The organism is Roseobacter sp. HKCCA0882 (genome assembly GCF_037805225.1).
Taxonomy (GTDB): Bacteria; Pseudomonadota; Alphaproteobacteria; order Rhodobacterales; family Rhodobacteraceae; genus M30B80.
Map to the genome: position 1 here is coordinate 495,315 of NZ_JBBLYI010000001.1, position 13,156 is coordinate 508,470.

Below are 13,156 nucleotides of genomic sequence, written 5' to 3' on the forward strand. Positions count from 1 at the left end.
AAGCGCGGCAAGGTTCAACCCATGCGCACCCGCCCAATAAGGGCAGAAAGCGCAAAGAACAGGGCGGCTGCACAGACAATGCTTGGCCCTGTGGGGGTGTCATAGGCGAATGATCCCCAAAGTCCAAGCGCCACCGATACCACCCCAATCAGCGAGGCCAAAATGGCCATCCCTTCTGGGTTGCGGGCCAAGGGCCGTGCCGCTGAAGCGGGGATGAGCATCAATGCAATGATCAACAGCGCCCCCACTACCTTGATGGCCACAGCCACGCTGATGGCAAGTGCAAGGGTCAGCAGCATATTCTCACGCCGTGGCGCAATGCCACTGGCATGGGCCAATTCAGGCGACAGCGTCACAGTCAACAGCGCCTGCCAACGGCTGAGGATCAGCACCAAAACCACCGCCGCACCAAGCCAGATCACCGCCAAATCAGCACGACTAACTGCCAGAATGTCACCAAAAAGATAGGCCGATAAATCAGCACGCACCCCTTTGGTCAGGCTTACGGCTACAAGGCCAATGGCAAGCGCCGCATGGGCGAAGGTGCCAAGCAAGCTGTCAAGACCGAGTGAGCGTTCCGATAGGCTTGTCACCATCAAGGCCACGATCAGGCAGATCAACAGAACCCCTGTGAAAATCGACAGGTTCAACGCAAGCGAGATGGCAACCCCCAACAGCGCGGCATGGGCCGTGGCATCGCCAAAATAGGCCATGCGCCGCCAAACCAGAAAACAGCCCAAAACACCCGCAACCACAGCGACCCCGACTCCCGCAAGGGCGGCGCGGATCATGAAATCATCCAGCATCATTGCACCTTTTCGGGGCTATGGTCGCGGCTGTGAGCATGGCCGTGATCGTGATCGTAATCATGGCTGTGGCTATGTTCATGCCGATACAGGGCCAATGCCCCATGCGTGCCCGTTCCAAAAAGCGCGCGATATTCAGGCGCGCTTGCAACTGTTTCGGGGCGGCCTTCGCAGCAGATATGCCCGTTGAGGCAAATCACCCGATCCGAGGCACTCATCACAACGTGCAATTCATGGCTGACCATCAAAACCGCACAGCCCACCTCGCGCCGCAGATCTTCGATTTGGGTGTAGAAGGCGGCAGAACCCGGTTGATCCAGCCCTTGTGTGGCTTCGTCCAAAATCAACAATGTTGGGCGGTCAAGAATGGCGCGGGCCAACAGGACACGCTGAAATTGCCCCCCTGACAATTCGGTCATCTGCCGCGCGCCCAAATCGGGCAAACCCGCTTGATGCAAGGCGGTTGCAATTTCTGCAGGGCTGTGACGGCGCGGCATCGACAAAAACCGCGCCACAGTCACAGGCAGGCTGCGGTCAATATGCAGCTTTTGCGGCACATAGCCTATGCGCAAATTTTCGGCCCGTGTGATTATGCCCCGCTCAGGCTGCAACGCCCCAATCAAGGCGCGCAAAAGCGAGGTTTTCCCCGATCCGTTCGGCCCCACGATTGTAACGATTTCACCAAGAGCAATCTCAAAATTCACATGATCCAACACCACGCGCCCCGCTTGGCTCAGGCGCAGATTTTGGGTTTTGATCAGGGGCCGTTTTATAGGTGCGTTCATGGCCGTGCCTCGCGGCAGGCGGGGCAGAGCCCTTCCAATTCGACCGAACTGCGTTCAACCGCGAAGCCCAAATTTTTTGCCTCGCTCACCAGCCCCAATTCTGCCTCAGGCCCGCCCGTTTCTGCAACCATATCGCAGTTGCGACAAATCATGAAGGCAGGCATATGCGCCCCCTCATCGGGCAGGGTGCAGGCGATATAGGCGTTTAGGCGCTCAATGCGATGCGCAAAGCCATGGCTGACCAGGAAATCAAGCGCGCGATAGGCCACAGGGGGTTGGGCATTCTGCCCCTCGGCCGAAAGTCGCGCCAGAATATCATAGGCCCCAAGGGCGCGATGCTCCTCAAGCAGGATTTCCAAGACACGTTTACGCTGCGCTGTCAGGCGCAGGCCTTCTGTGGCGCATCGTGCTTCGGCGGCGGCAAGCGCCGAGGCGATGCAGCCTTGATGGTCGTGGTCGTGGAATTGGTTTTGCGACATTGGCGCGCATAACCTTTCATGTTGCCGATTTTCAGTATTGATATGTTATAACATATCTACTAACTCTCACCCCGTTCTAATCATGAGGGTGCGCTGATGTCTATGAGATTCTTACTTGGCACAGGTGTGATTTGCGCCTTTTCAGCGGCAACGCCGTCTGCGGCGGTCGCAGAGGTGCCGAGGGTTGTAACAGATATCGCCCCCGTGCATTCGCTTGTGGCACAGGTCATGGCGGGGGTTGGTGTGCCTGATTTGTTGATTGACCAAGCCACCAGTCCGCATCACTTTGCCTTGCGCCCTTCGCAGGCGCGCGCGCTGCAAGAGGCTGATTTGGTGGTCTGGATTGGGGCTGGCCTTTCACCCGCCTTGTCGGGGGTGATTGCTGATCTTGCGGGGGCGGGGAAAGAGATGGCGCTTTTGTCGGTGCCGCAGACGGATCTCTTGCCCATTCGCGAAGGTGCGCGTTTTGAGGCGCATCGCCACAATGATCATGATGATCACGGCCATGATGACCAAGGTCACGATGATCATGAAGACCACGGGCATGACGACCACGGGCATGATGATCACCAAGATGGGGGTCACGAAGACCATGCGCATGATGGCGCGATTGATCCTCATGCGTGGCTTGATCCTGACAATGCCGTTCTGTGGCTGACCGCGATTGCCGAGGAATTGGCGGCGGCAGACCCCGACCATGCACAGACCTATCGCAGAAATGCGACAAATGCCGCGCGGCAGGTCGAACAGCTCGCGGATCAAATCGAGGCGGATTTTGCGGCAACGCCGCCGCCCGCTTTCATCGTGTTCCACGACGCTTATCAATATTTTGAGGATGCGTTTGATATTTCCGCGCAAGGGGCCATTAGCCTGTCAGATGCAAGCGCCCCTTCGGCGGCGCGCCTGTCTGAAATTCGCACGATTGTGGCCGAGCAGGGGGTTGAATGCCTGTTTGCAGAGCCACAATTCGACCCAGATATCCTGAGCGCCGTGGCCGATGCGGCCCCTGTCTCAATCGCGGTGATTGACCCATATGGCGGGCATATCCCCGCGGGTGTCGATTTCTACCCCGCGCTTTTGCAGGATTTGGCGACAGGTATTTCGGGCTGCAAGGGCTAATGGCCTAGCGTAGGCCAAGCCGCTTTTTGAGGCTGCGCTTCCAGCGGAACATCAGATGGACGCGCCGCGCATGGCGCAAATCCGCTGCGGTGACGGCGGGGCGCTTGGTGACCGCAATGCGGCGCAAGATCGTCAGGCTGCCTGCGCGTGCCTCAATTTTGAAATCGGAATTATGGGCGAGGAATGTGTCAATCGCCCATCCTACGCCGGGGAATGCCGCGCCGTGATCATGCAGGGCAATAACGCCACCTTTGGTGACGCAATCGGCCCATTGCAAATCAACAGTGACGTAATAGTGACGATGGTCGCCATCAATGAAAACGAAATCAAACATCTGCCCTGACGCGCGGGCAGGATCGATGAAATCTTGGGTCACACCTTTCCAAAAGGTGACCAGATTGGGGTCAATCCCCGCCGATATCAGGTTGCGGGTGATGATATTTTCTTGATCGGGGTAATAGGTCAGCGGATCAATCACAAAAAAATCTGGGCGCGCATCGGGCGCGTATTGCCCCATCATCTCTTTCAAAGTGCCGCCCGCCGCGGTGCCAATTTCCAAATGCGCCCCTGAAAATGCAGAATTTTTCAAGGTTTCCATCAAAAGTGCGCGCTCTTCTGCGGTGCATTCGGATTCGAGCGTGGTCGCGCTAGGTCTGGCCATTGTGATATTTCCCCGTAAATCTTGTCTGCGGCATTGCGCGAATATGGCAACAAGTCAAGCGTGCCACCCTTGCAGCCCCTGTCCTGCAAGACTAAGACTCTTGGTAACACTTCGATGATACAGCGCCAAAACAGCAATTAACCCCAGTTGAGGATGCACCATGAAAGATCCGATTGATACCTACATGAACACGCTTGTGCCTATGGTGGTCGAGCAAACCTCGCGCGGGGAGCGGGCCTATGACATTTTCTCGCGCCTGCTGAAAGAACGGATCATTTTCATCTCTGGCCCCATCCATGACGGAATGTCGAGCCTGATCGTGGCGCAGCTTTTGCACCTTGAGGCCGAAAACCCCTCAAAAGAGATTTCGATGTATATCAACAGCCCCGGCGGCGTGGTGACATCTGGCCTGTCGATCTATGACACCATGCAATATATCAAACCGAAGGTCTCGACTTTGGTGGTGGGGCAGGCTGCCTCGATGGGGTCGCTTTTGCTAACCGCAGGCGAGGCGGGCATGCGCTTTTCCCTGCCCAATAGCCGCATCATGGTGCACCAGCCCTCAGGCGGGTATCAGGGTCAGGCGACCGATATCATGATCCATGCTCAAGAGACGCAAAAGCTGAAAGATCGCTTGAACCAGATCTATGTGAAACATACGGGCCAGAAATTCGAAAAAGTGGTCGAGGCGCTTGAGCGCGACAATTTCATGGATGCCGAACAAGCCAAGGCTTGGGGCCTGATTGACCAGATCGTGGAAAGCCGCGCAGCCTTGGAAGAGAAATCAGAATAGTACGGGCGGGGCAGATATGACCTCGCCTGATGCAATTTGGCGTTGTGGTGGCGGTTTTGCTGTTCTACGCTAAGAGCCAAAGATGAAACAGGCGCAGATAGTTTGCGGCAGGGGCCGTTCCTGCCGAACCGTTCGAAGGTGATTGAGATGGCAGATTCCGCCAGTGGCGACTCGAAAAATACGCTTTACTGCTCGTTTTGCGGCAAAAGCCAACACGAGGTTCGCAAGCTTATTGCAGGCCCGACAGTGTTCATTTGCGATGAATGCGTTGAGCTTTGTATGGATATCATTCGTGAGGAGACGAAATCCTCAAGCTTGAAATCCACTGACGGCGTGCCGAGCCCGCGCGACATTTGCGCGGTTCTCGATGACTATGTGATCGGCCAAGAGCATGCAAAGCGCGTGCTGTCTGTTGCGGTTCACAATCACTACAAACGCCTCAATCATTCGGATAAATCCGAGATTGAATTGGCGAAGTCCAATATCTTGCTGATCGGCCCGACTGGCTGCGGCAAGACCCTCCTTGCGCAAACCTTGGCGCGGATCTTGGACGTGCCGTTCACGATGGCTGATGCGACCACCCTGACCGAAGCGGGTTATGTGGGTGAGGATGTCGAAAACATCATTCTCAAGCTATTGCAGGCCTCTGAATATAACGTGGATCGTGCGCAGCGCGGCATCGTCTATATTGACGAGGTCGATAAGATCACGCGTAAATCTGACAATCCCTCCATCACCCGTGATGTGTCGGGCGAGGGGGTGCAGCAAGCCCTTCTGAAAATCATGGAAGGCACGGTTGCAAGCGTTCCGCCCCAAGGGGGCCGCAAACACCCGCAGCAGGAATTTTTGCAGGTCGACACGACCAATATCTTGTTCATCTGCGGCGGCGCTTTTGCGGGTCTTGAAAAAATCATCGCGCAGCGTGGCAAAGGGTCGGCCATCGGTTTTGGCGCCGATGTCAAAGACAATGACAGCCGCGGTGTCGGAGAAATGTTCAAGGAACTTGAGCCAGAAGATCTGTTGAAATTCGGCCTGATCCCCGAATTTGTGGGCCGCTTGCCCGTGATCGCAACGCTGACAGATCTTGATGAGGCGGCTTTGGTCACGATTTTGACCGAACCGAAAAACGCGCTTGTGAAACAGTATCAGCGGCTTTTTGAATTGGAAGATGTGAAGCTGAAATTCACCGATGACGCCCTGAGTGCGATTGCCAAGCGTGCGATTGAGCGTAAGACGGGTGCACGCGGCCTGCGGTCAATTATGGAAGATATCCTGCTTGATACCATGTTTGAATTGCCAGGCGCGGAAGGCGTGTTGGAGGTTGTGGTCAATGATGAGGCCGTGACGTCAGACGTTCAGCCCCTGATGATCTACGCGGATCGCAAAAAGGATGAGGCTGCCTCCTCGGCAGGTTAAGGTTCAGCGCATCCAATAGCCTGCATTGCGCAGTCTGTTTCGAATAACCTGCTCCTTTCGGGGCAGGTTTTTTTCGAACAAGGCCCGCGCCTCACGCCCCTTTCTCTGCGCTGTCACGGGGCAAATCACCACGCTGCCCTTGGCAAGGCCCTTTCGCGCTGCGATAGAGGGGGCAGATAGCAAGGGAATAGGGCAGGGGCAAATGGCGGCGATCATTTTCGACCTAGACGGCACGCTGATTGATGCGGCGCCTGATATTTGCGCCACCGCCAATACCGTCTTGGCCGAGGAGGGGGCCGCCCCCATCAGCCTTGATGAGACAAAGTCATTTATTGGCAATGGCGCGCGCGTCTTTGTCGAGCGGATGTCAAAGCTGCGCAACCTGCCTGAGGCGGGGTTTGAGGCGCGCCACCGCCGATTTCAACAGGTCTATGTCGAGGCGCATGATCACACCGTAATTTACGAGGGCGCAGTGGCCGCGCTTGATGATTTGCGCGCGGCAGGGCATCGTTTGGGCCTGTGCACCAATAAACCGCTGCTGCCCACGCAATCGGTTTTGGCGCATTTCGATCTGGACGGCTATTTCGATCATGTCATCGCAGGCGATAGCCTGCCGCAGCGCAAACCAGATCCCGCCCCTTTGCAGGCCGTGATTGCGGCGCTTGGGGTTTCGCCTATGATCTATGTGGGCGATAGCATGACCGATGCCCTGACCGCCAAATCGGCAGGCGTGCCGTTTTTGCTCTACACGGAGGGCTATAATCATGGCCGCTTGGCCGAGATGGAGCGCGCTGCAACCTTCAGCCATCACCGCGATATGGCCGCGCAAATTCAGGCAATTTTGGCCTGTGAGGCCTAAGCCAAACCACCAATTCCATGAGGGGGAAAATGGTGGGCGACCCTGGAATCGAACCAGGCATGGGTCTCCCCGGCGGAGTTACAGTCCGCTGCCGCACCTTGCAGCACGTCGCCCGACGCGAGAGGCGGGATAGCCGCCACAGGCCTCAGGGTCAAGGGCAAATGCGCGCTTTTGGCTTGCAGTTTTTCGCGCAGAGTGATCAAGGTCAGCCATGGCAAAAAAACCAATATGGGTGGTGGAAAAGGAACGCGGCGCAAAGGCGGCTGCGGCCGCTACGATTTGGCTGTTTGGACTGCACGCGGTGCGAGATGCGCTGATGAATCCTGCGCGGCAGAAATTGCGCCTGATTGTTACCAAAAATGCACATGACAAACTGGCCGATGCGATTGCAATGGCCGCGATTGAGCCAGAATTAGTGGATCCGCGCAAATTCAACGCGCCGCTTGATCCGCAATCTGTCCATCAAGGGGCAGCCCTCGAGGTTAAGGCGCTCGATTGGGGCAGTCTGGCTGATCTGGCGTTGTCGGATGGTCACGGGCCCGCGCGGCTGTTGCTGCTGGATCGGGTCACAGACCCGCATAATGTCGGTGCAATCCTACGCTCGGCCGAAGTTTTCGGCGCGCGTGCGGTGATCGCCCCCGCCCGCCATGCCGCGCCCGAAACAGGCGCGCTTGCCAAAACGGCCTCGGGCGCGTTGGAGCGGCAACCCTATCTGCGGGTCAAAAACCTTGGCGATGCGATAGAAGAACTTAAGGAGATGGGGTATATCTGCCTCGGCCTTGCAGGCGAGGCTGAGGATGAGATTGACAGCATCGCAGATCAATATCAGGATCGCCCCCTTGCCTTGGTTCTCGGGGCCGAGGGGCCAGGATTACGGGAACGCACCCGCGAGTTGTGCGACCATTTGGTCAAAATCCCCTTTTTGGGCGAGTTTGGATCGCTCAATGTATCAAATGCGGCGGCAGTCTCCCTATATGCGGTAAGAGCAAAACCGTAATGAGGAGGGGGTGCCAATGCCCCATGATCGCAAAATTGCCACCTGCTGCTATTGCGGGCGGCGCACGGTTCTGGAACTAACAGCCCGAGGTGGGCATTAACTGGCCTGTGGATCATGTGGCGCGCCTTTGCATGAAATGAAGGCGCTGAAACCCCCAAGCGGGTCAGCGAAATATGCGCTGCCAAAACCGCGCCCCGTTACAGAATTTGGCCAAGGACGCAAGAAATCCGCTCAGAAGAAAAAGAAGAAGCTTTGGAAAAAGGCCTTTGGCGAGATTTTTGATCTGGTCGAAGACATCCTCGACTGATCTCACAAATTCGTGGGCGGGTCTTTTTCGCGCGCTGTGCATTCATATCTTTAACACATGCCAACGTGGCTTCGGAACGCCATGTTGGGCAATGTTACTGTCCCTCGTTCCGTACCTTATCGCCTGCGCGCCTTTGGCCCGCAGGCGTTTTATTCAGCGGTTGGCTTTCTCGGAAATCCCGCTTTGGCTTGTTCGGCGCTCAAGCTCTGTAAGGACGTCTGAGAGCGCAACATCGCGCGCGGCAAGCATGACCATCAAGTGATAAATCACATCGGCGGCCTCCCGCGTCAGCGCCGCCTTGTCGCCCTTTACGGCCTCGATAATGGCTTCAACCGCCTCTTCGCCGAATTTCTCGGCGGCTTTTTCGGGGCCTTTAGACAGGAGTTTTGCTGTCCAACTGCTTTGGGGATCGGCGCCTTTGCGGGCTTCAATCGTTTTCGCCAATTGGATCAGAATATCACTCATGTCAGCCTCATTGGAATGCCTGCCTTGGCCATATGCGCCTTGGCTTCGGCAATCGTATAGGTTCCGAAATGAAAAATCGAGGCGGCTAAAACCGCACTTGCCTTGCCGATGGTCACCCCTTCGACCAAGTGATCCAAATTCCCCACCCCGCCTGAGGCGATCACGGGCACATTCACCGCGTCAGAAACCGCGCGGGTGAGGGGCAGGTTAAAGCCCGATTTAGTGCCGTCCCGATCCATCGAGGTCAGCAAAATCTCGCCTGCGCCTTTTTGGGTGACCAGTTTTGCGAATTCCACCGCATCAATCCCCGTGGGTTTGCGCCCACCATGGGTAAAAATCTCCCATTTGCCTGGGCTGACGGTTTTGGCGTCAATGGCCACGACAATACATTGGCTGCCGAATTTATCTGCCGCGCGGGCCACCACATCGGGGTCTGCTACAGCCGCGGAATTAAAGCTGACCTTATCGGCGCCTGCCAGAAGCAGATTGCGGACATCTTCCACTGTGCGCACCCCACCACCTATGGTCAGTGGCATGAAACATTGCTCCGCGGTGCGGGTGGCCAGATCATACATGGTGCCGCGGTTTTCATGCGTGGCATGGATGTCTAGGAAACACAGCTCATCCGCGCCTGCCTCATCATAGGCGCGGGCTTGTTCGACAGGGTCGCCTGCATCAATCAAATCCACGAAATTCACACCTTTCACCACGCGGCCATCGGCCACGTCCAAGCAGGGGATGATCCGTGTCTTGAGCATTACGCGCCCTCACGCAACGCGGCCAAGGCCGCCGCTAGATCAATCGCGCCATCATAGAGCGCGCGGCCCGAAATCGAGCCTGCAATTACGCCTGTGTCGCGCAATGCGATGAGATCAGCCAATGATGACACACCGCCCGAGGCAATCACAGGCAGTGTGGTTGCGCGCGCCAAGGCCTCGGTCGCCTCGATATTTGGGCCAGCCATTGCGCCATCGCGATTAATGTCGGTGTAGATAATCGCGGCCACGCCTGCATCCTCAAAGGATTTGGCCAAATCGGTCACCATGATATCGGTTTCTTCGGCCCAACCACGGGTGGCCACACGGCCCTCGCGTGCGTCCAAACCCACAGCGATTTGATTGGGGAAGTGGCGCGCGGCTTCGCGCACCAAATCGGGGTTTTCCACGGCCACGGTGCCAAGAATGACCCGCGATATGCCGCGCGTAAGCCACATCTCTATCGTGGCCATGTCGCGGATACCCCCGCCAAGCTGCGTTGGCACATCGACATCCGCCAAAATTGCCTCAACCGCAGCGCCATTAATGGGCGTGCCTGCAAAAGCCCCATTAAGATCAACCAAATGCAGATATTGGCACCCCGCGTCCACAAAGGCGCGCGCTTGCGCGGCAGGGTTGTCGTTGAACACGGTCGCTTGTTCCATTTCGCCTTTGTAAAGGCGCACGGCCTGTCCATCTTTAAGGTCAATCGCGGGATAAAGGATCATCTTATCTATGGTCTTTCTAACCGAGGTTACGGCGCCCAATTGAGGAAATTTGCAATCAGGCGCAACCCCGCCTCTTGGCTTTTTTCCGGGTGAAACTGCGTGCCGATCACATTGGCATGGCCCACAATTGCGGTGACATCGCCGCCATAGTCACAATGGGCCAAACGATGGGCGGGGTCGCGCATCTCCATGTGATAGGAATGCACGAAATAGGCATGCGCGCCTGTGGCGATACCCTCTAAAACGGGGTGATGTTGGTCGATGACCAGATCATTCCACCCCATATGTGGCACTTTGAGGGCGAGATCATTAGGTGCGATCTTGCGCACATTGCCCGCGACCCAGCCAAAGCCTGTGACGGTTTCATATTCATGGCCCTCATTGGCCAACATTTGCATCCCCACGCAAATGCCCAAAAAGGGAATAGCGCGTTTGGTCACCGCTTCGACGATCGCCTCCTCCAGCCCGTCAATCGCGGCGAGGCCGCGGCGGCAGGCGGGAAACGCCCCATCGCCTGGCAAGACGATACGGCTGGCTGTTGCCACATCCTCGGGGCGGTTGCTGACCCGCACCACGCCTTGGCCCGTTTCGCGCGCCATGCGTTGAAAGGCTTTTTCCGCCGAATGCAGATTGCCGCTGTCGTAATCAATCAGAATGGTGGTCACGGAGATTACAGCTTGCCCTTGGTGGAGGGGATTGCGCCCGCACGGCGGGGGTCTTCTTCCACCGCTTCGCGCAGCGCACGGGCAACGGCCTTAAAGGCCGCCTCTGCAATGTGGTGGCTATTGACCCCGTCAAGCTGTGCAATATTCAGGGTGATCCCCCCATGGGTGGATAGCGCCTGAAAGAATTCGCGCAGAAGTTCGGTGTCGAATGTGCCGATTTTGGGGGCTGTCATGGCCACATTCCATACCAGATAGGGTCGCCCCGACAGATCAAGGGCCGCCCGCACCAAGGCATCATCCATCGGCAAAAGGCAGGCACCGTAGCGGCGAATCCCAGCCTTGTCGCCAACAGCCTCGGCAATTGCCTGACCAAGCGCGATCCCGCTATCCTCGACTGTGTGGTGGTCATCAATGTGCAAATCGCCCTGCGCGCGCAATGTGATATCGATCATCGAATGGCGAGCCAGTTGTTCGACCATGTGATCAAAAAAGCCGACCCCTGTTTTCACATCATAGGCACCAGTGCCATCGAGATTGATCTCAACCTCAATGGATGTCTCGGTCGTGCTGCGGCTGATCTTTGCGCGGCGCATGGGGCATATCCTTATCGTGTGCTGTGTCACAGGGGGCTTATAGGCGGATGTGGCTTTCGTGCCAAGCCCGCCAATGCGCGGGACAAATTTACGCGATGTGTCGGTTCTGACACGCAAATCTCGGGCAGATGCGTCCTTTTCCGCCCATTGGTTCGGGGCTCTCGGAAAACCAGAGCGAAATTAATATTTGATCACTTGCCCCATCACCTTAAATTACCCGCCATCACACCGTTAATTGTCTAGGGAGGACATCGAATGAAACACACGCACAAACTGGCCTTTGCCTTGGCCCTGCTCGCAAGCCCCGTTGCGGCGCAAGAGCAGCTTTCCATCGCCACAGGCGGCACGGGCGGCGTTTACTATCCCATGGGGGGTGGTTTGGCTGAGGTGATCAACAATTACGTTGATGGGTATTCTGCAACAGCCGAAGTGACCGGCGCATCAGTCGAAAATATGGGCCTTGTGGCCACAGGGGACGCGGATCTGGCGATTGGCTTGGCCGATACTGTGTTTCAGGCGCAATCAGGCACAGGTCGCTTTGAAGGTCAGCAGCTTGAGATGATCCGCGGCGTTGCGGTTCTTTACGCAAACCTCGTTCAGATCGTGACCTTGGCCGATAGCGGCATCACCACGCTTGATGATCTGGTGGGCAAGCGCGTGTCAGTCGGCGCGCCCGGTTCGGGCACCGAAGTTAACGCAGAGGCTATTTTGACCGCCAATGGCATTTCCTATGATGACATTGACGAGCAGCGCCTGAACTTTAACGAAACCGCAGATGCATTGGCTAATGGCGATATTGATGCAGGTTTCTTCTCGGTCGGTGCACCAACATCGTCAATTCTGAACCTTTCCACTACCAATTCGATCCGCATGATTGCCCTCAGCGAAGAAGAGATTGCTGCGGCACAAGCGGCTAATCCGATTTTCGCCAGCGCCGCACTGGCGAGCGGCATTTATGAGGGTGTTGATGAACCGGTACCCGGTCTGGGTATTCCCAACGTCTTGGTTGCTTCCTCTGAGATGAGTGATGACACTGTTTATGAGATCACCAAGGCGATGTTTGAAAACGTCGCAGATCTACGCGCCGTGCATCCTGCTGCAAATCAGACTGAGATCAGCTTCACATTGTCGGCCTCTCCGATCCCGCTGCATCCTGGTGCAATTCGGTATTACGAAGAAACAGGCGCAACAATTCCTGACCGTATGCGCCCCTAATGTTAGGGCGTAATGCAAAGGGGTGGCGCATCTGCGCTGCCCCTTTTTTCTCTTTGATCGCAGGGGTGGCGCTGTTCCTATTGCCGCAGACCAGTCGCGCTACATCGCTTGAGGTGAGTTTGGCCGAGACTGGCACTTTATTGGTCGAAATTGTCCTGCCTGACCCCGCAGAATGGTGCGTGTTGTGGCGGCATTCCGTCAAAGGGTTTGAAGTGCAAGATTGCTACGCGATGCAGAACGGGCAAATGGTGCTTGTTTGGTCGCATCTGCCAGATTTTGCCGCGGGTCTTGACCATATCATTGGCCGGGGTCGACAAATCTCTGACGGGCAGGGCGGTTATATCATTGAAGACATTAACGAGCCTGTAGCAGGCAATGCCTATATCTTGAGGCCGGGTTCGATGACGGTGGATCACCGTATCCACGCGGGCGCGACTGAAATCTCGCTCTCGCGCATGGCAGAACATCAGCGGGTGCGCATTGCGCTGATCCCGTAACGAAAAAAGGATTTGG

17 protein-coding genes and 1 tRNA gene are annotated in these 13,156 nt (G+C 56.5%); 8 read left to right on the forward strand and 10 right to left on the reverse strand.

Annotation, left to right across the window (positions count from 1 at the left end):
* Window positions 1-14 precede the first annotated feature (14 nt).
* From AAC622_RS02560 to AAC622_RS02570, 3 genes are read right to left on the reverse strand one after another with little or no spacing between them, the layout of a single operon-like run.
* Window positions 15-806, reverse strand: coding sequence for a metal ABC transporter permease (locus AAC622_RS02560; protein ID WP_340260145.1), 792 nt, complete (start codon window positions 804-806; stop codon window positions 15-17).
* Window positions 806-1,591: a metal ABC transporter ATP-binding protein gene (locus tag AAC622_RS02565; protein WP_340260146.1), complete on the reverse strand. Its 786-nt coding sequence runs from the start codon at window positions 1,589-1,591 to the stop codon at window positions 806-808. Before AAC622_RS02565 ends, AAC622_RS02560 begins: the two co-directional genes overlap by 1 nt.
* Window positions 1,588-2,070 (reverse strand): Fur family transcriptional regulator, encoded by a 483-nt coding sequence (locus AAC622_RS02570; RefSeq protein ID WP_340255312.1) that lies wholly within the window; start codon window positions 2,068-2,070, stop codon window positions 1,588-1,590. The genes AAC622_RS02565 and AAC622_RS02570 overlap by 4 nt, the downstream gene beginning before the upstream one ends.
* Window positions 2,071-2,166: 96 nt before the next feature.
* Between AAC622_RS02570 and AAC622_RS02575 the strand changes: the two genes are divergently transcribed.
* Window positions 2,167-3,189 carry a zinc ABC transporter substrate-binding protein gene (locus tag AAC622_RS02575; protein WP_340260147.1) on the forward strand — a complete coding sequence of 341 codons (1,023 nt, stop codon included), beginning with the start codon at window positions 2,167-2,169 and terminating at the stop codon, window positions 3,187-3,189.
* 4 nt (window positions 3,190-3,193) lie between these two features.
* Here AAC622_RS02575 and AAC622_RS02580 read toward each other — a convergent pair whose 3' ends face one another.
* Window positions 3,194-3,850, reverse strand: coding sequence for a class I SAM-dependent methyltransferase (locus tag AAC622_RS02580; protein WP_340260148.1), 657 nt, complete (start codon window positions 3,848-3,850; stop codon window positions 3,194-3,196).
* Between the two features lie 160 nt (window positions 3,851-4,010).
* On the opposite strand from AAC622_RS02580, the gene AAC622_RS02585 reads away from it, so the two are divergent.
* The 3 genes from AAC622_RS02585 (at window position 4,011) to gph (ending at window position 6,918) form a co-directional block, all read left to right on the forward strand.
* Window positions 4,011-4,643 (forward strand): ATP-dependent Clp protease proteolytic subunit, encoded by a 633-nt coding sequence (locus AAC622_RS02585; protein ID WP_340260149.1) that lies wholly within the window; start codon window positions 4,011-4,013, stop codon window positions 4,641-4,643.
* A gap of 147 nt (window positions 4,644-4,790) precedes the next feature.
* Entirely contained in the window at window positions 4,791-6,059 is a 1,269-nt protein-coding gene (gene clpX / locus AAC622_RS02590; RefSeq protein ID WP_317655252.1) for an ATP-dependent Clp protease ATP-binding subunit ClpX, read from the forward strand.
* A gap of 202 nt (window positions 6,060-6,261) precedes the next feature.
* Entirely contained in the window at window positions 6,262-6,918 is a 657-nt protein-coding gene (gene gph, locus AAC622_RS02595; RefSeq protein ID WP_340255324.1) for a phosphoglycolate phosphatase, read from the forward strand.
* Between the two features lie 30 nt (window positions 6,919-6,948).
* On the opposite strand, the gene AAC622_RS02600 is transcribed toward gph, so the two are convergent.
* Window positions 6,949-7,032 (reverse strand) — tRNA-Tyr (locus AAC622_RS02600).
* A 97-nt stretch (window positions 7,033-7,129) separates the two neighbouring features.
* On the opposite strand from AAC622_RS02600, the gene rlmB reads away from it, so the two are divergent.
* Both rlmB and AAC622_RS02610 read left to right on the forward strand, forming a co-directional pair.
* Window positions 7,130-7,915 carry a 23S rRNA (guanosine(2251)-2'-O)-methyltransferase RlmB gene (gene rlmB / locus AAC622_RS02605; protein ID WP_340260150.1) on the forward strand — a complete coding sequence of 262 codons (786 nt, stop codon included), beginning with the start codon at window positions 7,130-7,132 and terminating at the stop codon, window positions 7,913-7,915.
* A 127-nt stretch (window positions 7,916-8,042) separates the two neighbouring features.
* A complete protein-coding gene (locus tag AAC622_RS02610; protein ID WP_340260151.1) occupies window positions 8,043-8,222 on the forward strand; it encodes a hypothetical protein in 180 nt (59 codons plus the stop codon).
* A 153-nt stretch (window positions 8,223-8,375) separates the two neighbouring features.
* On the opposite strand, the gene AAC622_RS02615 is transcribed toward AAC622_RS02610, so the two are convergent.
* Genes AAC622_RS02615 through hisB form a run of 5 tightly spaced genes read right to left on the reverse strand, consistent with a single transcriptional unit; the run spans window position 8,376 to window position 11,428 of the window.
* Complete coding sequence (locus AAC622_RS02615) at window positions 8,376-8,687, reverse strand: phosphoribosyl-ATP diphosphatase (RefSeq protein WP_340260152.1); 312 nt, start codon at window positions 8,685-8,687, stop codon at window positions 8,376-8,378.
* Window positions 8,684-9,445 (reverse strand): imidazole glycerol phosphate synthase subunit HisF, encoded by a 762-nt coding sequence (gene hisF, locus AAC622_RS02620; RefSeq protein ID WP_340255336.1) that lies wholly within the window; start codon window positions 9,443-9,445, stop codon window positions 8,684-8,686. Before hisF ends, AAC622_RS02615 begins: the two co-directional genes overlap by 4 nt.
* Complete coding sequence (gene hisA / locus AAC622_RS02625; protein WP_340260153.1) at window positions 9,445-10,170, reverse strand: 1-(5-phosphoribosyl)-5-[(5-phosphoribosylamino)methylideneamino]imidazole-4-carboxamide isomerase; 726 nt, start codon at window positions 10,168-10,170, stop codon at window positions 9,445-9,447. The genes hisF and hisA overlap by 1 nt, the downstream gene beginning before the upstream one ends.
* Before the next feature lie 26 nt (window positions 10,171-10,196).
* Window positions 10,197-10,835, reverse strand: a complete 639-nt coding sequence (hisH, locus tag AAC622_RS02630) for an imidazole glycerol phosphate synthase subunit HisH (RefSeq protein WP_340260154.1) — start codon at window positions 10,833-10,835, stop codon at window positions 10,197-10,199.
* 5 nt (window positions 10,836-10,840) lie between these two features.
* Window positions 10,841-11,428: an imidazoleglycerol-phosphate dehydratase HisB gene (hisB, locus tag AAC622_RS02635; protein WP_317655243.1), complete on the reverse strand. Its 588-nt coding sequence runs from the start codon at window positions 11,426-11,428 to the stop codon at window positions 10,841-10,843.
* A gap of 255 nt (window positions 11,429-11,683) precedes the next feature.
* Between hisB and AAC622_RS02640 the strand changes: the two genes are divergently transcribed.
* On the forward strand, window positions 11,684-12,643 hold the full coding sequence (locus tag AAC622_RS02640; RefSeq protein WP_340260155.1) for a TAXI family TRAP transporter solute-binding subunit: 960 nt from the start codon (window positions 11,684-11,686) through the stop codon (window positions 12,641-12,643).
* Window positions 12,643-13,140: a DUF1850 domain-containing protein gene (locus tag AAC622_RS02645; protein ID WP_340255348.1), complete on the forward strand. Its 498-nt coding sequence runs from the start codon at window positions 12,643-12,645 to the stop codon at window positions 13,138-13,140. The genes AAC622_RS02640 and AAC622_RS02645 overlap by 1 nt, the downstream gene beginning before the upstream one ends.
* Window positions 13,141-13,156: the final 16 nt, after the last annotated feature.